The sequence below is a fragment of the Paraburkholderia sp. GV068 genome, from assembly GCF_003058125.1.
In the GTDB taxonomy this organism is placed as follows: Bacteria; Pseudomonadota; Gammaproteobacteria; order Burkholderiales; family Burkholderiaceae; genus Paraburkholderia; species Paraburkholderia graminis.
Genome location: NZ_QBUB01000001.1, coordinates 451,654 through 476,445, shown reverse-complemented (window position 1 = coordinate 476,445; position 24,792 = coordinate 451,654). Strand labels below are relative to the sequence as shown.

Here is a 24,792-nt window from a genome sequence, read left to right as displayed (position 1 = left end):
ATTTCCGCAGGTGGCGCTTCGATTTGCCGTGCCTTCCACTATCGCGGCGCCGCACGCGTCGCGCAAGGCAATATCTGGTAATCACTTGCGCTAACCGCTGCTTTTTCCGGCGTCCGCATGACGCGCGATCGGACGATCATCCGTTGCATGAGAAACCCTGCATCGCGTGAACCGTCATGAAAATCGTCCGCCCTCTTCTGATCGCCGCGCTGCTGATCGCGCATCCGTCCGCTCAAGCCGCGAGCTTCGATTGCAGCAAGGGACGCTCGCTCGCCGAAAAGATCATCTGCAACGATCCCGCGCTGTCGCGCCTCGACGATACGTTGGGCCGACTCTACTGGAAAGCGCGGCGCACGGTGAGCGACCGGCGCGGCTTCATCGCCGACAGCGACAGCAAGTGGGCGTGGCGCGAGGCGAATTGCCGCGACGCCGCGTGTTTGGGGACGTGGTACGCGGCGCGTATCGGCGAGTTGGAGCAGGTGATTGCGGGCGTGCGGATGGGTGCTTCGAGCGTCGATCCCACGATGCTTCAATGCACGGCCGCGCATCCCGGCATCGTGATCGGCGAGCAGTGCGCGAGCGTCATCAAGCAGAACGGCAGCCAGTGGAACCACCAGACGCCGCATGGCGGCGACTGGTTCTGCGGCGTCGCGATGTTGGGACGAACGTAGTCACGCGCTGCGCCGTGCGTCGCTTCAGTGAAGGCTCGGCGGCGTGTCTGGATCAGGCGCGGCATCTTCCGCCGCTCCGCTCTCGCCGAACAGCTCCGCGCACAACTCGCGGCCGGTCTCCGTAAGACGCGCAGTGCCGGCGCCCTCCTCATCGAACATCGTCTCCACGAGGCCGCTGTCAACGAGCGCCGTCAACTGCCGCCGCAGCGCGCTCATCGGCACGTTTGCCTGCTTCGACAGCCTCGCGAGCGACCACGAGCCGCCCGGCGTCTGCCGCGCGGGCCGTTCACTTTGCGCGCGCCAAAGCTGCGCGAGCACGGCGAGCAGCACCGGATCGATTCCCTCTTCGTCCATTCATGTCTCCTTGTGTTTTATCCGCCGGCCGCCTTGCTTTTCGTGCGAGCGATGCCGGCGCTTCACGTCATCTGCGTGATCAGTTCGCCGAGTGTCTTTAACGCCGCCTCGCTGTCAGCCGTCCACGGATAGCTGTAGTTGAGCCGGATGAAATGGCGAAAATCGTTGCGCGTCGAAAACATCATGCCGGGCCCGACCGTGATGCCGCGCGCGAGCGCCGCCCGATACAGCTTCATCGAATCGACGCGCTCGGGCAACTCCACCCACAGCACATAGCCGCCCTGCGGCGCGGAGATGCGCGTGCCCGCCGGAAAGAACCGCTGCACCATCGCGCTCATGATGCTCGCCTGCTGCCGATAAACCTTGCGAACGTGACGCAGATGCCGGTCGTAGCCGTCCTGCCGCAAATAATCGGCGACGGCGACCTGCGGCACCGAAGGCGTCGTCAGCGTATTCAGAAACTTGAGCTTCTCGACCTGCGCGCGATAACGGCCCGGCAGCGCCCAGCCTATCCGGTACGACGCCGTCAGGCTTTTAGAGAACGACGCGCAATGCAGCACGAGCCCCTGCGTGTCGAAGCTCTTCAATGTGGACGGCCGCGACTCGCCGAAATACAGCTCCTGATACACATCGTTTTCGATGACCGGAATCTGGTGCGCGGCGAGCAGTTCGACGAGTTGCCGCTTGCGCGCGTCCGGCATCTGAAAACCGAGCGGATTCTGGAAGTTCGGCATCACCATGCAGGCGGCGATCTTCTGTCTCGCGATCACCTGCGCGAGCGCGTCGATGTCGATGCCGTCGACGGGATGCGTCGCCACCTCGATCGCGCGCATGCCCATCCGCTCGATGGCGTGCAGCATCGCGTAGTAAGTCGGCGATTCGACGGCCACCGTGTCGCCCGGTTTGGCGATCGCCTGCAGGCTGAGGTTGATTGCCTCGGTGGCGCCGAGCGTGATGACGATCTCGCCGGGATCGACGGGCATGCCGTTCTCGGCATAACGGCGCGCAATCTGCCGGATCAGTTCGGGGTTGCCGGGCGGCAGATCGTCGATCAGATTCCAGCTCGCCTGACGGCGCGCAATCGCGTTCGCATACTGATTGATGCGCCGCCACGGAAACAGCGACGGGTCGGGATATGGCGAGCCGAACGGCACGGCGTCGTGCGCGCGGATGCTGCGCAGCGTGGAAAGCACGAGACGGCTCACGTCGACTTCGGCGGCAACCGGCGCGACAGGCGGCGCGGCTTTGCTGTCCGCGCGCCGCGTTTCGGGCCGGAACGCATTCAGCGCCGCTTCGCGCACGAAATAACCGGACTGCGGACGCGTTTCGACGATGCCCCGGCTTTCCAGCAACGCATACGCATGCAGCACCGTCTTGATGCTCACGCCATGCTGCTGGCTCGCCTGCCGCACGGACGGAATCCGCTCTCCCGCCGCGAATACGCCGCGGCGCACGGACTGGGTGATTTCGTCGGCGAGCTTTTCGTAGAGTTTCAAGGACGTGGCTCAAGGAAAACGGATATCTCGCGCGCCAGTCTATGACAAAACGCAAGAACTGTATCCCTTCCCTTTTTGTTTTTCTGTATGCTGCACTGCGATTGGAACACAGTAGTCTTGGAACATCGGCCCGAAAAGCCATGACAAGACCACGCGCGGCAACATCATGAAGAACACCGACATCCGCAATAAATCAGGCGCCGACACCAGCGGCGCCCGCATCGAGCCGTACACGCACCCGGCGGCCGGCTGGGGCGCGCTCAAGTACGTCGCCATCAACCTGATCAAGGAAAAGGTCACGGGCGGCAATTACCGCACGCTGCTCAAGCAGAATCAGCCGGACGGCTTCGACTGTCCGGGCTGCGCGTGGCCCGACCGCGAGCATGCGTCCACGTTCGAGTTCTGCGAGAACGGCGTGAAGGCGGTCGCCGCCGAGGCGACCAGCAAGCGCGTGACGCCCGCGTTCTTCGCGGAGCATACGGTCGCCGAACTGATGACGCAGTCCGACTTCGAGCTCGAACAGCACGGCCGCCTGACCGACCCGCTCGTCTACGACGCGATGAGCGACCGTTACGTGCCGATCGGCTGGGACGAAGCGTTCGATCTGATCGCGAGCCATCTGAAGCGCCTCGAGGATCCGGACCAGGCCGCGTTCTACACGTCGGGCCGCGCAAGCAACGAAGCTGCGTTTCTCTACCAGTTGTTCGTGCGCATGTACGGCACCAACAATTTCCCCGACTGCTCGAACATGTGCCACGAAGCGACGAGCCGCGGCTTGCCGCACACGGTCGGCATCGGCAAAGGCACGGTCACGCTCGACGACTTCGAACACGCGGACACGCTGCTGATCTTCGGCCAGAACCCGGCGACCAACCATCCGCGGATGCTCGGCGAACTGCGCGAGTGCGCAAAGCGCGGCGCGACCATCGTGTCGATCAATCCGCTGAAGGAGCGCGGGCTGGAGCGTTTCGCGAGCCCGCAGCATCCGGTGGAAATGCTGACGATGGGCAGCACGAAAATCAGCTCGGTGTTTATCCGCCCGAAGGTCGGCGGCGACTTCGCGCTCATCAAAGGCGTGGCCAAGCGCGTGATCGAACTCGATGACGAAGCGCAGGCGTCTGATCTGGAACGCGTGCTCGACGTTGCGTTCATCGCGGAACACACGGTCGGCTTCGAGGCGTTCGCACAAGACCTGCGCGCCGAGCGCTGGGACACCATCGTCGCAGAGTCCGGCGTGCCGTACGAAGACGTGCTCAAGCTCGCCGACATCTACGCAAAGGGTCGCGCAGGCATGGGTCTCACGCAGCACAAGAATTCGGTCGCGACGGTGCAACTGCTGTCGAACCTGATGATGATGCGCGGCAATATCGGCCGGCGCGGCGCGGGGCTGTGCCCGGTGCGCGGCCATTCGAACGTGCAGGGCGACCGCACTGTCGGCATCGAGGAAAAGCCCACGCAGGCGTTTCTGGACCGGCTCGGCGAGGTGTACGGTTTCGAGCCGCCGCGCGAGCACGGGCTCGACGTCGTGAACACGATTCAGGCGATGCTCGATCGCAAGGTGAAAGTGTTTATCGGTCTGGGCGGCAACTTCTCGATTGCGACGCCGGACACGCCGCGCACGTGGGAAGCAATGCGTTCGTGCGATCTCACCGTGCACATCACGACGAAGCTGAATCGCAGCCATCTCGTGCATGGCCGCGATGCGCTGATTCTGCCGACGCTCGGCCGCACCGAGATCGACTTGCAGAACGGCGTCGCGCAAGGCGTGAGCGTCGAGGATTCGATGAGCATGGTGCACATCTCGTACGGCATGAATAAGCCGGCGTCCGAAAACCTGCTGTCCGAAATCGCGATCGTCGCGCGCATGGCGCACGCGACGCTCGGCAGCCACAAGGTCGACTGGCTCGCGCATGCCGCGGACTACGCGCTGATTCGCGACGGCATCGCGAAAGTGATCGACGGCTTTGACGATTACAACGAGCGTCTGAAGCGTCCGGGCGGTTTCCATCTCGGCGTCGCATCGCGTGAACGGATCTGGAAAACGCCGAGCGGCAAGGCGCATTTCCTCGTGCATGCCATCGCGCTCGACACGCCGATTCATCGCGCGCGCGAGCAGCATGGCGAGCGCCTGATGACGCTGATGACGACGCGTTCGCACGATCAGTACAACACGACGATTTACGGGCTCGACGACCGCTATCGCGGCGTGTACGGACAGCGGCGCGTGCTGTTCGCCAACAAGGACGACATCGCGATGCTAGGTTTCGCGGCCGGACAGCGCGTGGACATCACGAGCGTGTGGGCCGACGGCATCGAGCGTCACGCGGATGGCTTTTTGCTCGTCGAATACGACATTCCGCGCGGCTGCCTCGGCGCTTACTATCCGGAGACGAATCCGCTCGTGCCGCTGTCGTCGGTTGCGGACGGCGCGGGCACGCCGACTTCGAAGTCGATTCCCGTGTTGTTGAAGGCGTCGGCGCTCGAGGCCGTCGCGGCCTGACGCATCAGGTCTGCGCCTTCGCCAACGCGCGATGCGTGAGGTGAAGCCGCAGATCGAATTCGAACTGATGGTAGCCCGGCTGCATGAACTCGCAGAGGCGGTAAAACGCCTTGTTGTGATCGCTTTCCTTCAGATGCGCGAGTTCGTGCACCACGATCATCTTCAGAAACTCCGGCGCCGCGTTTTTGAATAACGACGCGATGCGGATTTCCTTCTTCGCCTTCAGCTTGCCGCCCTGCACACGCGAGATGCTCGTGTGCAGGCCCAACGCGTGGCGCATCACGTCGAGCTTGCTGTCGTACGTGACCTTGTCGATCTGCTCCGCGCTGCGCAGATGCTCGCGCTTCAATTCCGCGCAATACGTGTAGAGCGCGCGGTCGGTTTGCACGTCGTGCGTGTTCGGATAACGGGCAGCGAGGTATGCGCCCAGTTGATCGTCGGCGATGAGCTTGTTGACTTTGTCGAGCAGCGCGGGCGGATAGCCGCTCAGGTATTTCAAATGATGATGCATGGTCGTGGCCTGGCGTGGGCGGCCTGCGTGTCGAATACTTCGCAAGCAGGTCGCTAAACGGCGAGTTTACACGGCCGTCTCTTCGCTTGCCTCGCGTGCATCAGATGCGCCAGGCGGCGCCGCCAGGAAAATCATGCTGATCGAGCGAGTCCGCGTGAATCTCGATGCTGTAGCCCGGACGCTGCGGCGGCATATAACGGCCGTTGCGGATCACGACAGGATCGACGAAATGCTCGTGCAAATGATCCACGTATTCGAGCACGCGGTTCTCCAGCGACGCCGACACGCAAATATAGTCGAACAGCGAAATATGCTGGACGTACTCGCATAAACCGACGCCGCCCGCGTGCGGACACACCGGCACGCCGAACTTCGCCGCCATCAGCAGCACGACGATCACTTCGTTCAGACCGCCCAGCCGGCAACTGTCGACCTGGCAAAAGTCGATCGCATGCGCCTGCAGCAACTGCTTGAACATCACGCGGTTATGACAGTGCTCGCCGGTCGCCACGCCGATCGGTGCGAGCCGCGCGCGAATCGCCGCGTGACCGAGAATGTCGTCGGGGCTCGTCGGCTCCTCGATCCACCACGGATCGAATTGCGCGAGATGCCGCATGTTGGCAATGGCTTCATCGACGTCCCACACCTGGTTCGCGTCCATCATCAGCTTGCGGCCGGGGCCGATTTCCTCGCGCAAAATGCGGGCGCGGCGCATGTCTTCATCCAGATTGCCGCCGACCTTCTGCTTGAAATGCGTCCAGCCCTGCGCGACGCCTTCGCGCGCGAGGCGGCGAATCTTGTCGTCGTCGTAGCCGAGCCAGCCCGCCGAGGTCGTGTAAGCCGGGTAGCCTTGCGCGAGCATTTCCTTCTCGCGCACGGCCTTGGTTGCCGCGTGACGATGCAGCATCGCGATCGCCTCGTGCGGCGTGATGACGTCCGTCACATAGCGAAAGTCGAGACAGCGCACGAGTTCTTCGGGGCTCATATCGACGAGCAGTTTCCACACCGGCTTGCCTTCCGCTTTCGCCCACAGGTCCCACACGGCATTGACGACCGCCGCGGTGGCCAGATGGATCGCGCCCTTGTCCGGACCGATCCAGCGCAACTGGCTGTCCGACGTCAGCGCGCGCCAGAACGCGCCCATGTTCGCGGCAATCTCCTCGAGCGTTTTGCCGACGACGAGCGGCGCGAGCGCCTCCACCGCCCTCACGCAGATTTCATTGCCGCGCCCGATCGTGAACGTCAGGCCATGACCCACGAGCGCTTGCGGCGCGTCCGTTTCGAGCGTCACGTAAGTGGCCGAATAATCGGGCGCGGCGTTCATTGCGTCGGAGCCGTCGAGCGAGCGCGAGGTCGGAAAGCGAATGTCCCGCACCGACAGCCGGGTGATGGTAGTGATCGTGGTGCTGGTGGTCATGTCACACGCTCCTCGACGGCTGCATTCGGGCGACGATCAATCGTAGAGCACCGCCGCGATCTTCGGATCGTTCATGTTGCTCTTGTCGTACCAGTAAAAGCCGGTGTCGACTTTCTTCGGCAGCTTCTCGCCCTTGAGCGCCTTTACCGCGGAATCCACCACGCATTTGCCGATGCCGATCGGGTTCTGCGTGATCGCGCCCGCCATCAGGCCGGAATTGATGTCGTCCTTCTGCTCCTTGCCCGAGTCGTAGCCGATCAGCACGAGCTTCTTGCCCGACTCCTTGACGCCGATTGCCGCGCCTTCCGCGGAGCCTTCGTTCGCGCCGAAAATGCCCTTCAGGTTCGGGTTCGCCTGAATCATCGCCTTGGCGATCTCCGCGGACTTCAGGTGGTCGCCGCCGCCGTATTGCACAGACACGATCTTCACGTTCGGATGCTTGCTCTTCATCTGGTTCACGAAGCCGTCGCGCCGGTCGATGCCCGTGCGGCTCGTCTGATCGTGCACGATCACGCCGACATCGCCCGCATTGCCGATCGCGTCGGCCATCTTGTCGGCGGCGAGCGCGGCGGCGGCGAGATTGTCGGTCGAGCAGGTCGTGAGCGGAATGTCGCTGTCCACGCCGGAGTCGAATGCGATCACCGGAATCTTCGCCGACTGCGCGCGTCTCAGGAGCGGAATGGCCGCCTTGCTATCGAGCGCGGCAATGCCGATGGCTTGCGGTTTTTTCGCGAGCGCGGCCGACAGCATGTCGATCTGCTTGTCGACCATCGCCTCGGTTTCCGGGCCTTCGAACGTGATTCTGACCTTGTGTTCCTTCGCGCCCTGCTCCGCGCCGGCTTTGACGGCCTGCCAGAACTGATGCTGGAAACCCTTCGAAATGAGCGGGATATAAACGTCGTCGGCATGAGCGAGATTCGCCCCGCCGATGAGCGCGCTCAAGCCGACCACGACGCCGAATGCTTTCCGATTCAACATGGACTCTCTCCTCCTAAGGTGTGGACCTTCTTCTTCTACAGTCGTCGGGGAAGCGTTCTCGCGCCTCCCTTGTTGATATTGTCCGGCGCGTGTTCAGCGTTTTCTGCGCCGCAGGATGTCGGCGTAGACCGCGAGAATGATGATGAGGCCCGTCACCACGATCTGCCATTCCTGGGCGACGGACATGATGCGCAAGCCATTGGTCAGCACGCTCATGATGAATGCGCCGATGATGGTGCCGAGTATCGTCCCCGAGCCGCCCGACAGCGACGTGCCGCCGATCACGACCGCCGCGATCGCTTCGAGCTCGTAGCCCTGGCCGAGCGCCGGCTGCGCCGAGTTCAGACGCGACGCGATGAGCAGACCCGCGATGCCGCAAATCGCGCCGCCAAGGCCATAAATGGCGATCTTCCAGCGGTCGACGTTCACGCCTGACAGCCGCACCGCCTCTTCGTTGCTGCCGAGCGCGAACGTGTAGCGTCCGAGCGCCGTGCGATTGAGCGTGATCGAGCTGGCGATCGCGAGGAAGAACAGGATCAGCACCGCGTTCGGAATCGGCAGGCTCGGCACGAAATAGCCGATCAGCGAGTCCTGCGAAATCATGTAGAAGTTTTCGGTGTCGGTGAAATAGATCGGCTTGTCCGCCGACACCACGAGCGACAGTCCCTTGAGCAGCAGCATCATGCCAAGCGTCGCGATGAACGGCGGGATTTTCATCTTCGCGGTGAGCGTGCCGGAGATCGTCCCGCAGATCGCGCCCGTGCCGATGGCCGCGAGCACGCCGAGCCACATCGGCAGATGCCAATACGTGAGAAAGACGCCGCAAATCACCGCGGTAAAGGTCATCAACGTGCCGACCGACAGATCGATGCCGCCCGTGATGATGACGAAGGTCGACGCAATGGCGAGCACACCGTTGACCGCCGTCGCCTGCAGAATGCCGAGGATGTTGTCCATCTGCATGAATGCCGGCGACGCGAAGCTGAAAAACACCAGCAGCAGAATGAGGCTCGCGAAGGCGAGCATCTTTTGCAACGCCGTCGGCGAGAAGATGCGGGCCTTCAGGCCGCTCAGGCGCCGCGCGCCGGTGAGCGCGGAGGAATCGGATTGCACTGTCATAGCGTCCTCTCGCGGCTCACGCCGCTTTCAGGGTTTGGCGCTGCGTGGCCAGATGCATGATGCGCTCCTGCGTCGCTTCTTTCGCGCTGAGTTCGCCGGTAATGCGGCCCTCGCACATCACGACGATGCGGTCGCTCATGCGCAGAATCTCCGGCAGCTCCGACGAAATCATCACGATTGCCTTGCCCTCGTCCGCTAGCTTGCGCAGCAGTTTGTAGATCTCGCTTTTTGCGCCCACGTCGATGCCGCGCGTGGGTTCGTCGAAGAACAGCACGTCGCAGTCGCGCTCCAGCCACTTGGCGATGACGATCTTCTGCTGGTTGCCGCCGGACAGGAGCCGCACTTCCTGACTCGCCGACGGCGTGCGGATTGCCAGCAGATTGATGAAATGGCTCGCGCGGCGGCGCATCCGCGCGCGGCGCAAAAAGAAGTTGAGCGACAGGAAATTGCGCAGGTTCGACATGACGATGTTCGACTCGACGTCCATGCCCGTTGCAAGCCCGAAGCGCTTGCGGTCTTCGGAGAGATAGCCGATGCCGTGCGCGACCGCATCGCTTGGATTTTTAATCGACGCTTTCGCGCCCTTCACGAAGATTTCGCCGGACTCGACGGGGTCCGCGCCGAACACCGCGCGCGCGACCTCGGTGCGGCCCGCGCCCATCAAACCGGCAAAGCCGAGTATCTCGCCCTGGCGCAACGTGAAGCTCACATCGCGCACGAGCGGCCCGGCGTTCAGATGCCTGACTTCGAGCGCGGTCTCGCCTTGCGCCGCATCGCGCGCGGCGGGCGTTGCGTCGCTCAAGGTGCGTCCGACCATCATGCCGATGATCGCCTCGACGGTGGTGTTCGCCGCGTCGACGGTGGCGACATATTCGCCGTCGCGCAGCACGGTGACGCGGTCGGCGATCTGCTTCAGTTCGTCCATCTTGTGCGAGATGTAGACGATGCCGACGCCCCGCGCCTTCAGTTCGCGAATGATGCGAAACAGCTCGGCGATTTCGGCGTCGTTGAGCGCGGACGTGGGCTCGTCCATGATGAGCACGCGCGAGTCGAACGACAACGCCTTGGCGATCTCCACCATCTGCTGGCTCGCCACGGTCAGCTCGCCGACCATCGCGCGCGGATCGAGATTCACATGCATGCGCGACAGAATTTCGCGCGCCGCGATGTTGAGTTTGTCTTCGTCGAGAAAGAGGCCAAGCCGCCCGCGCGGCTCACGGCCGATGAAGATGTTCTGCGCGACCGTGAGGTGATTCATCAGTTGGAGTTCCTGATGAATGATGCCGACGCCCGCGGCTTGCGCATCGCGCGGGCTCAGGAATTCGGCCGGCTCGCCGCCAACCAGGATTTCGCCGGAATCGCGCGTGTACACGCCGGCGAGGATTTTCATCAGCGTCGATTTGCCGGCGCCGTTCTCGCCCATCAGCGCGTGGACTTCGCCCGCCATCAGTTCGAACTGGACGTCGTGAAGCGCCCGCACGCCGGGAAAGCTCTTGCTGAGCTTTTTGACGGAAATCAGCGGGGTCATGGCGCGACGCCGACGACGGCTGCACGGCAAACGCTCGCCTCAACCCGGCAGGCGGAGCGCGAAAGCGCCGGACGGCGCGCGGTGGTTCGTCTTAAATCGCAACGAGAAGCCAGGCACATTGCTGGACCCCCAAACCGATGTGCGACGATTCTACGACGCGCGAAGGCAGCGGCTCAAGTGCAGGCATTCCCGAGTGTCTGGAGTGGTTACGGGGGTCGTTTGTGCAGAGTTTGGGATTTTCAGACAAGCCTGCCTCCGCAAACACCGCTTCTACAGGTTTCGTTCGGTCGTGATCCCCTGCCGATCCGTTCCCTGATTGGTGCCCGGCCGGCAACGCCATGTGTCTCCATGCATGCCTACCGCAGCAGGCAGGGCCCGCCTATGATCGTGATGTGATTCAACGAGCGTAGCGCGTGCTCAGGGCAGCGAACCGTCCCTGATCTTTCCTCAACTGCATTCGAACCCGAATGGGGTGTCGAGTGATCGATAAAGGACAGCAATCATGAAAATCGTCGTGATCGGAGGCACCGGCCTGATCGGCTCGAAGGCTGTCGCCATTCTGCGCGAGAACGGCCACGAGGTCGTCGCTGCGTCGCCCAGAAGCGGTATCAACAGCATCACCGGAGAGGGACTCAACGAAGCGGTGGCCGGCGCGCAGGTGGTGATCGACCTCGCCAATTCACCGTCGTTCGAAGACAAGGCCGTGCTGGAGTTTTTCGAGGTTTCCACCCGCAATCTTCTTGCGGCTGAGGCAGCGGCGGGCGTCCAGCATCATGTCGCGCTCTCCATCGTCGGAATCGAGCGGACGCCGGAGAACGGCTATTTCCGCGCCAAGGTCGCGCAGGAAAAGCTGATCGTGAAATCCGGCATCCCCTACACCGTGATCCGCTCCACGCAGTTCCTGGAGTTCCTCGGCGGCATCGCCGAGTCGGGTGCGGATGGAAACGTCATCAGGGTGTCGCCCGGCCTGTTTCAGCCCATCGCGGCTGACGACGTTGCCGCGATCGTGGCCGACGTGGCGCTTGCGGCGCCGCGCAACGGCATCGTCGAGATTGCCGGCCCGGAAAAAGCGCCGTTCAACGAAATCATCGCCCGCTATCTGAAGGCCGCCCGCGATCCGCGCGAGGTCGTGAGAGACCCGGAGGCCCGATATTTCGGCGGCCTGGTCGACGACAAGTCGCTGGTGCCGTTGGGCGAGGCGCGCTTGGGCCGCATCGGCCTGGACGAATGGCTGCGTCACTCGCAGGCCGGAGCCTGAAACATTACTGGCGTGCGCGTCGAATCCTGCCCGGGCGGCTCTCGCCCGGGCGCACGCATTTCAGAGCCGCCTTCATCTAACGCCTACCTGGCGGCCAGTTCCGCGCTACGATTGGTCGCCTCGTCCCGACATACTCATTCACCATCATGCGTACCATCCAGATCCTGCTTCAAACGACCATCCTGCCCAGCAGCAACGACTGGTCGATTGCGCGATTCAGCCGCCTCGCGGAATTACTGCGGACGTATCGAGATCCCGAAGGGCGCGTGGCCTTCAATGTCGTTGCTCGCGACCGCGAGCGGCTCGGGGAGCCGGACCCGATTCTTTCGCGTCTCGATGAGAGCGAGTTCGACGAGTTGTGGTTGTTTGCCGTCGACGAAGGCGACGGTCTAACCTCGGAAGATTGCGAGGGAATCACGCGATTCCGGCGCGCGGGCCGCGGCCTGCTGGTCACGAGGGATCACATGGATGTGGGCAGTTCACTCTGCACGTTAGGCGGAGTGGGCAAGGCGCACCATTTTCACACGCGCAATCGGCACCCCGACCCATCGCGACATGTGGCCGACGACCCGTTCTCGACCCACATCTCGTGGCCCAATTTTCACTCGGGCAGAAACGGAGACTTCCAGGAAATCGCGATCGTGGGCCCCACGCATCCCGTATTAGCGGACCCCGATTCTCCCGGCGGCGCAATCCGGTTCCTGCCGGCACATCCGCATGAAGGCGCCGTCGAGGCTCCTGAGGACGAACCCGCCCGAGTGATCGCACGAGGCAAGAGCAAAGCAACGGGCAAGAGTTTCAATCTTGCAGTCGCATTCGAACCTTCGGTCCGCGGAGGTCCGGCAGTCGCGCAAAGTACCTTTCATCATTTTGCGGACTACAACTGGGATGCACGACTCGGTTGCCCGAGCTTTGTGAGCGAGCCTCCTGGAAACACGATGCAGAGCGAGCCGCAGGCGTTGCGCGACGTTCACCGCTATTCGGTCAACGTCGCGCTGTGGCTGGCTGGTGCGCTGTAAATTCGAAGCGGTTTGCGCAGATTCGCACAATTGGACTATCGACGTATGACGAACGCGCTTACTTCTCCGGTACGAGAACAGGCGCGCCCTTGTCCTTCAAAAGAAGCACGATGAACTTCGCCGGTTGCGTCTGGCTCGCGTTGCGCCCGACGGTATGGACATCGTTCGGCCCTTCGTAGAAGGTCTGCCCAGGCGTAAGCGTAACTTCCTTGCCGCCCTTGACCTGCATCACAATCGATCCCTCCAGCACATAGACGAAGGCGTGCGCATGATGCCGATGAACGGGATCGACGGAACCCGGCGGATAGGTCACGGTGATCATCAGCGCTTCCTTGCCGGGATAATCGTCGAGCGCCTTTTCCATCAGCGGCGCCACGACGGCTTCGGGCGCCGCCGCACCGGCCACGCCGACATGCGCAGCCGCGACGACGAGCATGGCGATTGCAGTGTTCTTTGGTGAAAACATGATGTGCCTCTCAAATAGCGCGCCCTGCCCATGCGCGACGAAGTTGGCAAGGAACGGAAGAAGTGGACGCTGCGGTGAACGCTCGCGCCTGGCGGATGCCGTGAGCGGCGATGAGCGCCACGAAGTCATCGTAGGCCGACGTGGTGTGGCGCGGTAGACCCGCGGATGGGATCACGGTGTTGTCCGGCTGGCACCAATCAGGCACAAGCAGGCGCCGGCAACGCGGGAAACGTATCGGCGGTTAGTGCGGTGCTCTGTGCGGTGGTTTGTGCGGAGTTTGTGATTTAGCCGCGCCAGACGAATAGCAGTTGGCACGGCGAGCCGCGGTCACAAGAGTCCTATCGACCGCCCTCTGCGTCCTTGCGATGCAAAGACTTCGCCGGTATTAACGTCTGATCTGCGAATCTTCCACAATTCGCGATGAACTTCGACTCCGGCAATCATGCGGTTGCGGGTCATGTCTTCCAGCAGATCGACCATCAGATTCGCCGGAGACGGAACGGGGAACCAGCCATTATCGGATGCCTGAAATGCATCCTGAAACGACCAGTTCCAATCTTCAATGATGTAAAGACCGCCAGGGCGAACCAATGGGAAAAGCGTCTTGAACGACGTTTTCGTCTGCTCGTAAAAGTGCGAAGCGTCGTCTACCACCAGATCCAGTTCACCGCCGAAATCTTCGTCGACGATTTGATGGAGTTTAGCTACGTCGTCTTGCGACGTCCCGTAGTAAAGCCTGGCGCGGCCGGCATTCTTCTCGACGTATTCATCGAGCGCGGGGATGGGAGTAGTCGATAACTCGAGAGCCGAGATCTTTTCGGGCTTTAAAAGCTGATCCAGAAAGACGAAGGAGCCGCCCTGATAAACGCCTAATTCAAGCACTTTTCGGCATTCTTCCGGACGAAGCGATGTGTAGTGCCCGAGGAAGTTCTTTGCCTTCATGAGAAGGAATTCATTTCCCTCGGACTTCAATTTGCTGCCACCGTGCTCATAATTCATGCGCAAGATGTAGCCACCCATCTCGAAGTCCGTCTCGCTCTTCCAATTCAGGTTATGCATGATCGATAAGTCTCTCTCGCGGATTCTCAATTAATGAATTAATCGCCTTCGCTGCAGATGAGCATCGCTTCGACCGCAGCGAAAACTCTACCACACAGGAAAGATTGTGTAAGGAGTATGGGCGAATCCGCCGCGAGGAGATGGGTGAAGTGCTGAAGTGGCGGCGGCGTCAATTGAATCGCAGACGCACGCGCCGCAAAGGCTCGGTTCTCTGGTGCCGGGAACCGGACTCGAACCGGCAAGCCGTTAGGCGGCGGATTTTAAGTCCGCTATGTTTACCAATTTCATCATCCCGGCGAGGGAGGCAAAACCGCGTGGACGCGCATTCTACCATTGGCCGCCGGGCCAACCAACGGGCTAATCAACCGCGCCAGCCGCCACCTCACAACCCTCCACTCCCCCGCCGCGCCGAAGTCATCCCCCGGTCACAAACGTTCCCGATAATCGGCACCGAAAACGTTTACATCGAACGGACACCACCGAGCGGAAACCATGACCCCGACGATCAAGGATGTCGCTGCGCACGCGGGCTTTTCCATCGCGACGGTCTCGCGCGCGATCAACGCGCCGCACACCGTGAATCCCGTCACGCTCGACAAGGTCCGGCAGTCCATCGACGCGCTGCGCTTCCGGCCCAACCCGCTCGGCCGTCAGTTGCGCGGCGAGCGCACGCGCCTGATCGGCGTGATCGTGCCGACGCTCGCGAATCCGGTGTTCGCCGAATGCCTGCAGGGCATCGACGAACTCGCGGCGGCGCACGGCTACCGGCTCATGCTGATGACGACGCAATACGACGCCGACCGCGAACGCCGCGCAATCGAAACGCTGCGCGAACATCGCGTGGAAGGGTTGATCCTCACAGTCACCGACGCCGACACGCATCCGCTTCTCGACGAACTCGATCGCGACGGCCTCCTCTATGTGCTGATGCACAACGACACGGTGCGGCGTCCGTCGGTGTCCGTCGACAACCGTCTCGCCGCGTACGAAGGCGTGCGCATGCTGATCGCCCACGGCCATCGCCGCATCCTGATGCTCGCGGGCACGCTCGCCGCGTCGGACCGCGCGCGTCAACGTCACCTCGGCTATGCACAGGCGATGCAGCAAGCCGGCCTCATGCCCGCCCCCGCGCTCGAAGTCGACTTCAACGCGGACGAACTCGCGCCCTCGGTGCTCGCGCATCTGACGCACGGCGCGAATCGCCCGAGCGCGCTTTTCTGCAGCAACGATCTGCTCGCGATGGTCGTGATGCGCGGCCTGCGCCGCGCGCGTCTGCAGATTCCGCGCGATATGTCGATTCTCGGTTTCGACGGCCTCGCGATGGGCGAACTGCTGTCGCCGCCGCTCGCGAGCGTCTGCGCGCCGAACCGTGAGATCGGCTGCGCGGCGTGGCGTCGCTTGCTCGCGCGCGTCACGAGCAGCGACGAAGGCATGAGCGATGCGCCGCTCGCGCTGACGCTGCCGCACAGTCTGCGCGAAGGCGCGACCATCGCCGCGATTTCGAACCGTGACGACACCGCCGCGCCGCAAACCAATACGCGCTTTCATCTAGCGTCCTGAATAACAACTGCCTGAAAACAGGCGATCCAACCACCCGCCATCTTTTTTCGTGAGGATAACTACAGTGATCCGCTCTCCCCTTCGACTTGCATCGCCGCCAAGCTCGCTGATGCGCCGCCTCGCGCAGTCCACGGCATTCGCTGTCGGCGCGGGCGCGCTCGCAGCCGCGCTTGCCATCATCGCGCCGCAAACAGCCCGCGCCGACGAAACCGCAATCTGCTACAACTGTCCGCCGGAATGGGCCGACTGGGCCAGCCAGATCAAGGCCATTCAGCAAAAGACCGGCATCCGCGTGCCGTTCGACAACAAGAACTCGGGCCAGTCGATTGCGCAGTTGATGGCCGAGCAGAAAAGCCCCGTCGCGGACGTCGTGTATCTCGGCGTATCGTCGGCATTCCAGGCGAAGGACAAGGGCGTGGTCGAACCGTACAAGCCCGCGCATTGGGACGACATTCCCGCGAACCTGAAAGACCCGCAAGGCTACTGGTTCACGATTCACTCGGGCACGCTCGGCTTCTTCGTCAACAAGGACGCGCTCGAAGGCAAGCCGGTGCCGCGCTCGTGGGCCGACCTGCTCAAGCCCGAATACAAAGGCATGATCGGCTACCTCGATCCGTCGAGCGCGTTTGTCGGCTATGCGGGCGCGGTCGCGGTGAATCAGGCGCTCGGCGGCACGCTGGATAACTTCGAGCCGGGCCTCGACTGGTTCCGCAAGCTCAAGGCCAACGCGCCGATCGTGCCGAAGCAAACGGCCTACGCGCGCGTCATGTCCGGCGAAATTCCGATTCTGCTCGACTACGATTTCGACGCCTATCGCGCGAAATATAAAGACCATGCAAACGTCGAATTCGTGATTCCGAAAGAAGGCACGATCTCGGTGCCGTATGTGATGAGCCTCGTGAAGGGCGCGCCGCACGAAGCGAACGGCAAGAAGGTGCTGGATTTCGTGCTCTCCGACGAAGGCCAGAAACTGTGGGCCGATGCGTATCTGCGTCCCGTTCGCGCGAATGCGATGAGCGCGCAAACCGCCGCGAAGTTCCTGCCGGCCAGCGACTATGCACGTGCAAAACCGGTCGACTTCGGCAAGATGGCCGAGAAGCAGGCGAGCTTCGGCGAACGCTATTTGCAGGTGATGCATTGAACGACATCACGTTCCCGCTGCGCTGGCGCATTGCATTGCTCGCGCCGGCGCTCGCGGTTTTCATCGCGTTCTGGCTGTTGCCGATGGGCGCGCTCGCGCAACTGAGCGGCGACGGCCACGCGTTCGCCACCTATCGCGCGATGCTGACGAATCCGCGCTACATGTCGAGCCTCGGCGCAACGGTCATGCTGTCCGCAGCCGTGACGGCGGCAACGCTGGTGCTTTCGGTGATCGCCGGTTTGCTGCTCGCGCGCCGCGAGTTCGCGTTCAAGCGCACGCTGCTCGCGTTACTGACGTTTCCGCTCGCGTTTCCCGGCGTCGTGGTCGGCTTCATGGTCATCATGCTCGCGGGACGGCAAGGGCTGATCGGCGCGCTCTCACTCAAACTCACCGGCGACCGCTGGGTGTTCGCGTACTCGATGAGCGGTCTCTTTCTCGGCTACCTGTACTTCTCGATTCCGCGTGTGATCGTCACGGTGATGGCCTCGGCGACGAAGCTCGATGCGTCGCTCGAGGAAGCCGCGCGTTCGCTCGGCGCATCGCCGTGGCGCATCACGCGCGATGTCGTGTTGCCCGCGCTCTCGCCCGGTTTGATCGCGGCCGGCGCGGTGTGCTTCGCGACCGCGATGGGCGCATTCGGCACCGCGTTCACGCTCGCCACCGACATCGACGTATTGCCGATGACCATCTACACCGAGTTCACGCTCAACGCGAACATGATCACAGCGGCCGGACTTTCGATCGTGCTCGGCATCGTCACGTGGGCCGTGCTCGCATTGGCGCGCAGCGTGAGCGGTTCCGCTGTGGCGGCGAGCGCATGAGCGCCGTCGTCGAACATGACGCCGGCGAAAACGGTAAGCAGGACTTCTCCATGAATTCGATCACTGTTTCTTCACAGGCTGCGGCCGGCAAAAAGCCGCGCTCGCGACTGCGCTTGCCCGATAGCCGAGCATGGCTCGCGGCGGGCCAGTGGCTCGTCACGCTGCTGCTGTGCGCATTTCTGATCGTGCCGGTCGTGATGTCGATTCTCGCCGGTCTCACGGTGAATTACTTCAAGGGCATCTCGAGCGGCTTCACGCTGCGCTGGCTCGGCGAGGTGTGGACCCAGTATCACGGCTCGGTGTTTCTCTCGCTCGAAGTCGCGGCGGCCACGCTCTTCATTACGCTGTTGACCGGCGTGCCCGCGGGCTACGTGCTCGCGCGCAGCAAGACGCGGCTGTCGCGCGTCATCGAAGAGTTTCTCGTGCTGCCGATCGCGCTGCCTGGGCTTGCGTCCGCGCTGGCGCTGCTCGTCGTGTATGGCGGCTTCACGATGTTTCGCATGAGCGTCGCGTTTATCGTCGTCGGGCATGTGGTGTTCACGCTGCCGTTCATGGTGCGCGCGGTCGCCGCGGTGTGCGCGAGCAGCGATCTGCGCACGCTCGAGGAAGGCGCGGCGAGTCTCGGCGCGAGCTTCATGCAGCGGTTCTTGACCATCGTGCTGCCTAATGCGAGGCCGGGCATCGTCGCGGGCGCGCTCGCGGTGCTCACGCTTTCCATCGGCGAATTCAATCTGACGTGGATGCTGCACACGCCCGACACGAAGACATTGCCGGTCGGTCTCGCCGACACCTACGCGTCGTTGCGCATCGAAATCGGCAGCGCCTACACGATTCTCTTTTTCATCATGACGATGCCGCTGCTCGTCGCAATGCAATGGCTCGGCGTCGATGCGACCGGCCAGCGCAGCGCGGCGAAAAAACGCGGCGCCGCTTCCGCTACGAAGTCCATCACGACGCCATGACACTCGCTTCTATTCCCGCTTCCATCCCTATCACGCTGACGCAGTGCGCGAAAACGTTTCGCGGCACACGTGTGCTCGAACCGGTCGATCTGCGCATCGAAGCAGGCGAAACGCTCGTGCTGCTCGGCCCGTCCGGTTGCGGCAAGACCACTACGCTGCGCATGATCGCCGGACTCGAAACGCCCGACGCCGGAGGCCGCATTGCATTTGGCAACGACGACGTGACCGCGCTGCCTATCGAAAAACGCCAGGTGGGCATGGTGTTCCAGAGCTACGCGCTGTTTCCGAATCTGACGGTGCGCGGCAACATCGGCTATGGCCTGAAGATCAAACGCGTGCCTGCGGAAACCGCACGGCGACGCATCGACGAATTGCTCGCGATGATGCGTCTGACCGACCACGCCGATAAACCGATCGATCAACTGTCGGGCGGTCAGCGTCAGCGCGTCGCACTTGCTCGCGCGCTGGCCGTCGAGCCGCGCGTGCTGCTGCTCGACGAACCGCTCACCGCCCTCGACGCGCGCCTGCGCGACGCGTTGCGCAGCGAGATGAACACGCTGCTGCGCGACCTCGGCATCACGACCGTCTATGTGACGCACGATCAGGCCGAAGCGATGGAACTCGGCGACCGCATCGTCGTAATGAGTGCGGGACGTATCGAGCAGATCGGCACGCCGCGCGACATCTACTATCGGCCTGCGAATCGCGCGGTCGCGCAATTCGTCGGCACGATCAATCGCGTTGCCGGCGAGCGGCGCGGCGGCATGCTGACGACCATCGGCGGTGCAGTGCCGCTGCCTTCGGCGCATCGGGATCTATCGGCGCAGTCGGACTCGACGCACGAAATTTTCTTCCGTCCCGAAGACGCATTCCTCGCCGAACCCGATCACGCGCAGTTGCGCGGCTGCATCGAAAGCAGCGCGTTTCTCGGTGAGCGCACGCGCTTGACGATTAGCGGCGCCGCGCCCGATGCGCTCTTCGTCGATGTCGCGGGCCGCGTCGAACTGGCGCGCGGCACGCCGGTCGGCATTTCGATCGGGCACGACGCGCTGATTGCGCTATCGTAACGAAGCCGCGCATTAAACCGCGCGCAACACAAAGGACTACCCATGCTGCTGGCTCAAATTAGCGACCTGCATATCAAGCGGCCCGGCGCGCTCGCCTATCGCCGCGTCGATACGGCCGCGCACTTCGCGCGCTGCGTCGCCGCGCTGAACGCGTTGAACCCTCGGCCGGACGTCGTCATCATGACCGGCGACCTCGTCGATCAGGGCGAACCGCAACAGTACGAGCACCTGAAAACGCTGCTCGCGCCGCTTCAAATCCCCTACTTTCTGCTCGTCGGCAATCACGACGACCGCGCCGCATTGCGCGCCGCGTTTCCCGATCGAGCGGAATTGCACGGCGGCGATGCGTTCGTGCAGTACGCGGCCGATGTCGGTCCGCTGCGGCTGATCGCACTCGATTCGATGGTGCCGGGTCAAAGCGCCGGTACGCTGTGCGACGCGCGGCTTTCGTGGCTCGCCGCGCAACTCGATGCGGCGAACGGCAAGCCGACCGTGATCGCGCTGCATCATCCGCCGTTTGCGTGCGGCATCGGACATATGGACGCGTTGCGGCTCGATCCGCTCGCCGCCGACAAGCTCGCCGCATTGATCGCGCGTTATCCGAACGTGGAGCGGGTGATCTGCGGACACGTGCATCGCTCGATGTTCGTGCGCTTTGGCGGCACGATCGCGTCCGCGGTGCCGGCGCCCGCGCATCAGGTCGCGCTCGATCTTCGCGACGATGCGCCCTCGGCATTCATGATGGAGCCGCCCGCGTATGCGCTGCATCGCTACGATCCGGCGACGGGCATCGTCACGCATCACGCGTATGTCGATGCCGCCGACGGTCCGTATCCGTTTTATGAGCCGGAAGGCGCGTTGATCGACTGAATGCGTACTGTGTGTAAACCTCAGCGGTTCACGAAGGTCTGACGCACGCGCCGCGACATGCGGAAATAAGGTATCCCCAGCGCGGCCGCGACGATCGCCTGCATCAGGCCATTGAACGGAATCGCGATGTCGATGCCGATTGCGTGCGTCATGTAATCGCTCAGCAGATACGCGCCGGTTCGCATCGCGAGAATCGCACCGAGCCACGCCTGAACGTGCCGCGGCAAGCGCACCGATTTGCGCCACGCGAGCAGCGCGAACCATCCGATGCCCGCGACCATGAACGCGCCGATCGCCACGTCCATGCCGACCATCGCGATCACCGCGCGATACCAGCCATGCGTCGCGGCGCGAACGAACACGGCGAGCAACTCCCATTCGAGCATCATTTCGAGCGGATCGCGCAACGCGATCGCGGTGACGAACGCCCACGCGGCAAGGCAAATTAGCGCGACCAGCAGACATCCGCCAATTCGCTGCGGCGCAAGCTCAGCTTGCGCGTGACGTCGGCTCGAACACACAGTGCGTTGTTTCATCGGATCGTGCGAGGTGGGCAGAAATAGCCCGCCGATTCTACGAACCCCACCGCATCAAACCTCGCATTTTTGTCACAAACGAGCCGTGCATCCGAATGGCGGCGGGTCAGCACGATCCGATACGCTCCGGTATGATCGGCACGCTTGAGGACCGCGCATGGGCCGGTCCGCCGACCGCCCTCTCTCATGTCCACGTCCAACGCGTCCGCCCCCGCTTCCGCCGATCCATCGCTGCGCGGCCTGCTGCTTCTGCTCGCCACCATCGCCGGTGTCGCGGTCGCGAACATCTATTACAACCAGCCGCTGCTCGACAACTTCCGGCAGTCGTTTCCGGCAAGCGCGTCGTGGGTCGGCGTGGTGCCGGCCGTCACGCAGCTCGGCTACGCGGCCGGCATGCTGTTGCTCGCGCCGCTCGGTGACCGCTTCGACCGGCGTGCACTGATCCTGCTGCAAACCGCGGGCATGTGCATCGCGCTCGTCGTGGCCGCCGCCGCGCCGGCGCTGCCGGTGCTGGTTGCCGCGAGCCTCGCGATCGGCGTGCTCGCCACCATCGCGCAGCAGGCGGTGCCGTTCGCCGCCGAACTCGCGCCGCCGTCGCAGCGCGGTCATGCGGTGGGCACGGTGATGAGCGGCCTGCTGCTCGGCATTCTGCTCGCGCGAACCGCAGCGGGCTTCGTCGCGGAATACTTCGGCTGGCGCGCGGTATTCGCGGTGTCGGTGCTCGCGTTGCTCGCGCTCGCCGTGGTGATCGTGCTGCGTCTGCCGAAGAGCAAGCCGACTTCCACGCTGTCGTACGGCAAGCTGCTCGTGTCGATGTGGCATCTGGTCGTCGAACATCGCGCGTTGCGTGAAGCGTCGCTGACGGGCGCCGCGCTCTTCGCCGGATTCAGCATCTTCTGGTCGGTGCTGGCGCTGCTATTGGCCGGGCCGCCCTTTCATCTCGGACCGCAGGCCGCTGGCCTGTTCGGCATCGTCGGCGCGGCCGGCGCGCTCGCCGCGCCGCTCGCGGGCAAGTTCGCCGACCGTCGCGGACCGCGCGCGATCATCACGCTGTCCATCGTGCTGGTGGCGATTTCGTTTGTCGTGTTCGGCTTTTCCGCGAAGAGCATCGCGGGGCTCGTGATCGGCGTGATCGTGCTCGACGTGGGCGTGCAGGCCGCGCAGATTTCGAATCAGTCACGCATCTATGCGCTGAAGCCCGACGCGCGCAGCCGCGTGAATACGGTGTACATGGTCGCGTATTTCATCGGCGGAGCCCTCGGTTCCGCTGTGGGCGCCGCTGTATGGCCGGTGTTCGGATGGGTGGGCGTGAGCGTTGCGGGTCTGGTGTTCGCGGGCCTGGCCGCATGGAATCATCTGGCGCTGCAGGCTCGTACTGCAAAAGATTGATTGCGCTTGTTGCTGTGTGGCGAGCGCTCAGCCGTGGCTGCGCGCGAGCGCATATTCGTGCAGCGCGTCGATCACGCGATCGAATTCGAACGACTTGTCGTAGAAGTGGCGCACGCCATACTGCTCGCAACGCTCGCGATAGGCGGGCAGCGCGTGGTTGGTCAGCACCGCCGCGAACACCGAGTCGATCAAGCCTTCGCGCTGCAAATAAGCCAGTACGGGCACGCCTGAACCGCGCTTCAGTTGCAGGTCGACGATCACCGCGTCGAACGCTTCGTCGCCAAGGAGCGCGATGGCTTCGTCGGCGGAATCGGCATACGCGGCCACTTGCAGCGAACCGGACGCGTCGATGGCTTCCACCAGGCTGCGGCGGATCAGCGGCGAATCCTCGATAAGCAGCACGCGCAACGGCGCGTGACTGGCTGATCCGGCAACGGTATTCGATTCGCTGTTCATCGGCATCTCTCGATCGTCCATTATTCGATCAGGCCGTTCTTGATCGCGTAATAAGTGAGATCGGCATTGTTCGCCAGCCGCATCTTCTCGAGCACGCGAGCCCGGTACGTGCTCACCGTTTTCACGGACAAATGCAGTTCTTCCGCAATCTGCGTGGGAATCTGCCCCGCCGCGAGCTTGCAAAAAATCTGGAACTCGCGTTCCGACAGCGCTTCGTGCGGCCGCGCCGCCGCCGGCTTGTCGAGATTGTCGGCGAGCGTGTCGGCCACCGCCTCCGATAAATAGCGATGACCTCGCGCCACCGCGCGAATCGCCCGCACGATCTCATCCGGCTCGCAGTCCTTGTTCAGATAACCGTTCGCGCCCGCGCGCAGCAGGTTGATCGCGTACTGGCTCTCCGGATAGCCGGAGAGGATCAGCACGCCCTGCTCGGGGCGCACCTGCTTGATGACGCGCAGCGTGTCGATGCCGTTTTTATCCGGCATCGCGATGTCGAGCAGCACGACGTCGAATGCCTGCTCGCGCACGAGGCTGATGGTCTCGTCGCCGGTGGCGGCTTCCGCAGCGACGCACATGTCCGGCTCGTCGGCGACGAACTGCCTGAAACCGCCTCGGACGATCGCATGATCGTCGGCTATCAACACTCGAATCATCGGCTTGGTGTCCGTACGATGGAATCGCTCCAAAGCAGACATTGTAATGACGTCGCGTGGCCGTTCGACGTTATCGGCTGTGTTGCGGCCACTACCGCCGGCCGCAAGCTCATACTGCCGCGCCGGCTGCCGCGCCCACAGCCGCGCCGAATCACTCGCGACCCTCGAGCAGATCGGCCATGTCGTCCGCATGCTCTTCCTCGACGGCGAGAATCTCTTCGAACAGACGCCGCGTCGTGACGTCCTTCTCGCCGAGATAGCGAATGATCTCGCGATAGGTGTCGATGGCAATGCGCTCGGCGACCAGGTTCTCGCGGATCATGTCCGTGAGATTCTCGCCTTCCTTGTACTCGGAATGCGCGCGCGTTTTCAGGCCGTCCGGTGCGAAGTCCGGCTCGCCGCCCAGTTGCACGATGCGCTCGGCGATGCGGTCGGCGTGCTCCTGCTCTTCTGTCGCGTGCTCGGCGAATTCGGCGGCCACCGCCTCGGAGTTGATGCCCTTCGCCATGAAGTGATGCCGCTTGTAACGCAGCGTGCAGACGATCTCCGTCGCGAGCGCGTCGTTGAGCAGCTTCAGCACGGTCTCGCGGTCGGCGCCATAACTTTGCGTGACGGGTCCGTCCGACATGTGCTTGCGGGCGTCGTCGCGAATCTTTTGAATGTCCATCACGAACGGGTCGCTCGACTGGGCGCCAGGTGTGTTCGCCATTGAGTTTCTCCTTTATCCGTATTGAGGGAATGGGCGCATCGCGGACCATGCCCGCGACGCGCCGTTAGAGTCGTGCTCAGATCTACGTTCGGAACACGCCGAGCAGCAGCGTGACCACGAACACGACCAGGAAAATATAGAACAGAATCTTCGCGATTTCGGCCGCGCCCGCCGCGATTCCGGTGAAACCGAACACCGCTGCGATGATCGCGATAACAAAAAAGACGATGGCATAGTGAAGCATGGCGACTC

25 protein-coding genes and 1 tRNA gene are annotated in these 24,792 nt (G+C 63.1%); 11 read left to right on the top strand and 15 right to left on the bottom strand.

Going from position 1 to position 24,792, the window contains the following annotated elements:
• Nucleotides 1-176: 176 nt before the first annotated feature.
• On the top strand, nt 177-671 hold the full coding sequence (locus C8K18_RS02200) for a lysozyme inhibitor LprI family protein (RefSeq protein ID WP_053858458.1): 495 nt from the start codon (nt 177-179) through the stop codon (nt 669-671).
• Nucleotides 672-695: 24 nt separating this feature from the next.
• On the opposite strand, the gene C8K18_RS02195 is transcribed toward C8K18_RS02200, so the two are convergent.
• Nucleotides 696-1,025 carry a helix-turn-helix domain-containing protein gene (locus C8K18_RS02195; RefSeq protein WP_006051226.1) on the bottom strand — a complete coding sequence of 110 codons (330 nt, stop codon included), beginning with the start codon at nt 1,023-1,025 and terminating at the stop codon, nt 696-698.
• Between the two features lie 62 nt (nt 1,026-1,087).
• Nucleotides 1,088-2,521 carry a PLP-dependent aminotransferase family protein gene (locus tag C8K18_RS02190; RefSeq protein ID WP_053858460.1) on the bottom strand — a complete coding sequence of 478 codons (1,434 nt, stop codon included), beginning with the start codon at nt 2,519-2,521 and terminating at the stop codon, nt 1,088-1,090.
• Between the two features lie 166 nt (nt 2,522-2,687).
• Here C8K18_RS02190 and C8K18_RS02185 point away from each other — a divergent pair, with 166 nt between their 5' ends.
• Entirely contained in the window at nt 2,688-5,021 is a 2,334-nt protein-coding gene (locus C8K18_RS02185) for an FdhF/YdeP family oxidoreductase (RefSeq protein ID WP_107706537.1), read from the top strand.
• A 4-nt stretch (nt 5,022-5,025) separates the two neighbouring features.
• Here the strand turns inward: C8K18_RS02185 and C8K18_RS02180 are convergent, their stop codons facing one another.
• From C8K18_RS02180 to C8K18_RS02160, 5 genes are all read right to left on the bottom strand, one after another.
• On the bottom strand, nt 5,026-5,532 hold the full coding sequence (locus tag C8K18_RS02180; RefSeq protein WP_006051223.1) for a YgjP-like metallopeptidase domain-containing protein: 507 nt from the start codon (nt 5,530-5,532) through the stop codon (nt 5,026-5,028).
• Nucleotides 5,533-5,632: 100 nt separating this feature from the next.
• Entirely contained in the window at nt 5,633-6,931 is a 1,299-nt protein-coding gene (locus tag C8K18_RS02175) for an L-fuconate dehydratase (RefSeq protein WP_107706802.1), read from the bottom strand.
• 54 nt (nt 6,932-6,985) lie between these two features.
• Nucleotides 6,986-7,927, bottom strand: coding sequence for an ABC transporter substrate-binding protein (locus tag C8K18_RS02170; protein WP_006051221.1), 942 nt, complete (start codon nt 7,925-7,927; stop codon nt 6,986-6,988).
• 93 nt (nt 7,928-8,020) lie between these two features.
• Nucleotides 8,021-9,046: an ABC transporter permease gene (locus C8K18_RS02165; protein ID WP_006051220.1), complete on the bottom strand. Its 1,026-nt coding sequence runs from the start codon at nt 9,044-9,046 to the stop codon at nt 8,021-8,023.
• Between the two features lie 16 nt (nt 9,047-9,062).
• A complete protein-coding gene (locus C8K18_RS02160) occupies nt 9,063-10,574 on the bottom strand; it encodes a sugar ABC transporter ATP-binding protein (RefSeq protein ID WP_053858462.1) in 1,512 nt (503 codons plus the stop codon).
• Nucleotides 10,575-11,076: 502 nt separating this feature from the next.
• On the opposite strand from C8K18_RS02160, the gene C8K18_RS02155 reads away from it, so the two are divergent.
• A complete protein-coding gene (locus C8K18_RS02155) occupies nt 11,077-11,832 on the top strand; it encodes an SDR family oxidoreductase (protein WP_029967550.1) in 756 nt (251 codons plus the stop codon).
• Nucleotides 11,833-11,978: 146 nt separating this feature from the next.
• Nucleotides 11,979-12,851 (top strand): hypothetical protein, encoded by an 873-nt coding sequence (locus C8K18_RS02150; protein WP_029967551.1) that lies wholly within the window; start codon nt 11,979-11,981, stop codon nt 12,849-12,851.
• 58 nt (nt 12,852-12,909) lie between these two features.
• Here C8K18_RS02150 and C8K18_RS02145 read toward each other — a convergent pair whose 3' ends face one another.
• From C8K18_RS02145 to C8K18_RS02135, 3 genes are all read right to left on the bottom strand, one after another.
• Nucleotides 12,910-13,317 (bottom strand): cupin domain-containing protein, encoded by a 408-nt coding sequence (locus C8K18_RS02145; protein WP_006051216.1) that lies wholly within the window; start codon nt 13,315-13,317, stop codon nt 12,910-12,912.
• A 327-nt stretch (nt 13,318-13,644) separates the two neighbouring features.
• Nucleotides 13,645-14,337, bottom strand: coding sequence for a class I SAM-dependent methyltransferase (locus C8K18_RS02140; protein ID WP_244230938.1), 693 nt, complete (start codon nt 14,335-14,337; stop codon nt 13,645-13,647).
• Nucleotides 14,338-14,588: 251 nt separating this feature from the next.
• Nucleotides 14,589-14,673 (bottom strand) — tRNA-Leu (locus tag C8K18_RS02135).
• A gap of 195 nt (nt 14,674-14,868) precedes the next feature.
• Here C8K18_RS02135 and C8K18_RS02130 point away from each other — a divergent pair.
• From C8K18_RS02130 to C8K18_RS02105, 6 genes are all read left to right on the top strand, one after another.
• A complete protein-coding gene (locus C8K18_RS02130; protein WP_029967555.1) occupies nt 14,869-15,936 on the top strand; it encodes a LacI family DNA-binding transcriptional regulator in 1,068 nt (355 codons plus the stop codon).
• Nucleotides 15,937-16,045: 109 nt separating this feature from the next.
• Complete coding sequence (locus C8K18_RS02125; protein WP_181324810.1) at nt 16,046-17,077, top strand: ABC transporter substrate-binding protein; 1,032 nt, start codon at nt 16,046-16,048, stop codon at nt 17,075-17,077.
• Nucleotides 17,074-17,898, top strand: coding sequence for an ABC transporter permease (locus C8K18_RS02120; protein WP_006052464.1), 825 nt, complete (start codon nt 17,074-17,076; stop codon nt 17,896-17,898). The genes C8K18_RS02125 and C8K18_RS02120 overlap by 4 nt, the downstream gene beginning before the upstream one ends.
• Nucleotides 17,899-17,948: 50 nt before the next feature.
• Complete coding sequence (locus tag C8K18_RS02115) at nt 17,949-18,860, top strand: ABC transporter permease (RefSeq protein WP_107706801.1); 912 nt, start codon at nt 17,949-17,951, stop codon at nt 18,858-18,860.
• Entirely contained in the window at nt 18,857-19,927 is a 1,071-nt protein-coding gene (locus C8K18_RS02110) for an ABC transporter ATP-binding protein (protein WP_107706535.1), read from the top strand. Before C8K18_RS02115 ends, C8K18_RS02110 begins: the two co-directional genes overlap by 4 nt.
• Nucleotides 19,928-19,969: 42 nt before the next feature.
• Nucleotides 19,970-20,797: a phosphodiesterase gene (locus tag C8K18_RS02105; protein WP_029967565.1), complete on the top strand. Its 828-nt coding sequence runs from the start codon at nt 19,970-19,972 to the stop codon at nt 20,795-20,797.
• A gap of 20 nt (nt 20,798-20,817) precedes the next feature.
• On the opposite strand, the gene C8K18_RS02100 is transcribed toward C8K18_RS02105, so the two are convergent.
• The gene (locus C8K18_RS02100) at nt 20,818-21,333 is read right to left on the bottom strand and encodes a DUF2569 domain-containing protein (protein ID WP_029967566.1); all 516 of its coding nucleotides are present in this window, start codon (nt 21,331-21,333) and stop codon (nt 20,818-20,820) included.
• Nucleotides 21,334-21,519: 186 nt separating this feature from the next.
• Here C8K18_RS02100 and C8K18_RS02095 point away from each other — a divergent pair, with 186 nt between their 5' ends.
• Nucleotides 21,520-22,722 (top strand): MFS transporter, encoded by a 1,203-nt coding sequence (locus C8K18_RS02095; RefSeq protein WP_029967567.1) that lies wholly within the window; start codon nt 21,520-21,522, stop codon nt 22,720-22,722.
• Between the two features lie 27 nt (nt 22,723-22,749).
• Here the strand turns inward: C8K18_RS02095 and C8K18_RS02090 are convergent, their stop codons facing one another.
• The 4 genes from C8K18_RS02090 to C8K18_RS02075 form a co-directional block, all read right to left on the bottom strand.
• A complete protein-coding gene (locus C8K18_RS02090; RefSeq protein ID WP_035569834.1) occupies nt 22,750-23,178 on the bottom strand; it encodes a response regulator transcription factor in 429 nt (142 codons plus the stop codon).
• 20 nt (nt 23,179-23,198) lie between these two features.
• On the bottom strand, nt 23,199-23,831 hold the full coding sequence (locus C8K18_RS02085) for a response regulator transcription factor (RefSeq protein ID WP_013338705.1): 633 nt from the start codon (nt 23,829-23,831) through the stop codon (nt 23,199-23,201).
• Nucleotides 23,832-23,982: 151 nt separating this feature from the next.
• Nucleotides 23,983-24,540 carry a bacterioferritin gene (locus tag C8K18_RS02080; protein ID WP_006052456.1) on the bottom strand — a complete coding sequence of 186 codons (558 nt, stop codon included), beginning with the start codon at nt 24,538-24,540 and terminating at the stop codon, nt 23,983-23,985.
• Nucleotides 24,541-24,622: 82 nt separating this feature from the next.
• Nucleotides 24,623-24,784: a DUF1328 domain-containing protein gene (locus C8K18_RS02075; RefSeq protein ID WP_006052455.1), complete on the bottom strand. Its 162-nt coding sequence runs from the start codon at nt 24,782-24,784 to the stop codon at nt 24,623-24,625.
• Nucleotides 24,785-24,792: the final 8 nt, after the last annotated feature.

Excerpts from the sequence above, each read along its gene's own strand:
- C8K18_RS02130 (WP_029967555.1), top strand. The coding sequence starts at position 14,869 with ATGACCCCGACGATCAAGGATGTCGCTGCGCACGCGGGCTTTTCCATC.
- C8K18_RS02105 (WP_029967565.1), top strand. The coding sequence starts at position 19,970 with ATGCTGCTGGCTCAAATTAGCGACCTGCATATCAAGCGGCCCGGCGCG.
- C8K18_RS02115 (WP_107706801.1), top strand. The coding sequence starts at position 17,949 with ATGAATTCGATCACTGTTTCTTCACAGGCTGCGGCCGGCAAAAAGCCG.
- C8K18_RS02185 (WP_107706537.1), top strand. The coding sequence starts at position 2,688 with ATGAAGAACACCGACATCCGCAATAAATCAGGCGCCGACACCAGCGGC.
- C8K18_RS02170 (WP_006051221.1), bottom strand. The coding sequence starts at position 7,927 with ATGTTGAATCGGAAAGCATTCGGCGTCGTGGTCGGCTTGAGCGCGCTC.
- C8K18_RS02125 (WP_181324810.1), top strand. The coding sequence starts at position 16,046 with ATGCGCCGCCTCGCGCAGTCCACGGCATTCGCTGTCGGCGCGGGCGCG.
- C8K18_RS02085 (WP_013338705.1), bottom strand. The coding sequence starts at position 23,831 with ATGATTCGAGTGTTGATAGCCGACGATCATGCGATCGTCCGAGGCGGT.
- C8K18_RS02100 (WP_029967566.1), bottom strand. The coding sequence starts at position 21,333 with ATGAAACAACGCACTGTGTGTTCGAGCCGACGTCACGCGCAAGCTGAG.
- C8K18_RS02095 (WP_029967567.1), top strand. The coding sequence starts at position 21,520 with ATGTCCACGTCCAACGCGTCCGCCCCCGCTTCCGCCGATCCATCGCTG.
- C8K18_RS02180 (WP_006051223.1), bottom strand. The coding sequence starts at position 5,532 with ATGCATCATCATTTGAAATACCTGAGCGGCTATCCGCCCGCGCTGCTC.
- C8K18_RS02155 (WP_029967550.1), top strand. The coding sequence starts at position 11,077 with ATGAAAATCGTCGTGATCGGAGGCACCGGCCTGATCGGCTCGAAGGCT.
- C8K18_RS02090 (WP_035569834.1), bottom strand. The coding sequence starts at position 23,178 with ATGAACAGCGAATCGAATACCGTTGCCGGATCAGCCAGTCACGCGCCG.
- C8K18_RS02160 (WP_053858462.1), bottom strand. The coding sequence starts at position 10,574 with ATGACCCCGCTGATTTCCGTCAAAAAGCTCAGCAAGAGCTTTCCCGGC.
- C8K18_RS02165 (WP_006051220.1), bottom strand. The coding sequence starts at position 9,046 with ATGACAGTGCAATCCGATTCCTCCGCGCTCACCGGCGCGCGGCGCCTG.
- C8K18_RS02150 (WP_029967551.1), top strand. The coding sequence starts at position 11,979 with ATGCGTACCATCCAGATCCTGCTTCAAACGACCATCCTGCCCAGCAGC.
- C8K18_RS02110 (WP_107706535.1), top strand. The coding sequence starts at position 18,857 with ATGACACTCGCTTCTATTCCCGCTTCCATCCCTATCACGCTGACGCAG.
- C8K18_RS02140 (WP_244230938.1), bottom strand. The coding sequence starts at position 14,337 with ATGGGTGGCTACATCTTGCGCATGAATTATGAGCACGGTGGCAGCAAA.
- C8K18_RS02200 (WP_053858458.1), top strand. The coding sequence starts at position 177 with ATGAAAATCGTCCGCCCTCTTCTGATCGCCGCGCTGCTGATCGCGCAT.
- C8K18_RS02145 (WP_006051216.1), bottom strand. The coding sequence starts at position 13,317 with ATGTTTTCACCAAAGAACACTGCAATCGCCATGCTCGTCGTCGCGGCT.
- C8K18_RS02080 (WP_006052456.1), bottom strand. The coding sequence starts at position 24,540 with ATGGCGAACACACCTGGCGCCCAGTCGAGCGACCCGTTCGTGATGGAC.
- C8K18_RS02075 (WP_006052455.1), bottom strand. The coding sequence starts at position 24,784 with ATGCTTCACTATGCCATCGTCTTTTTTGTTATCGCGATCATCGCAGCG.
- C8K18_RS02195 (WP_006051226.1), bottom strand. The coding sequence starts at position 1,025 with ATGGACGAAGAGGGAATCGATCCGGTGCTGCTCGCCGTGCTCGCGCAG.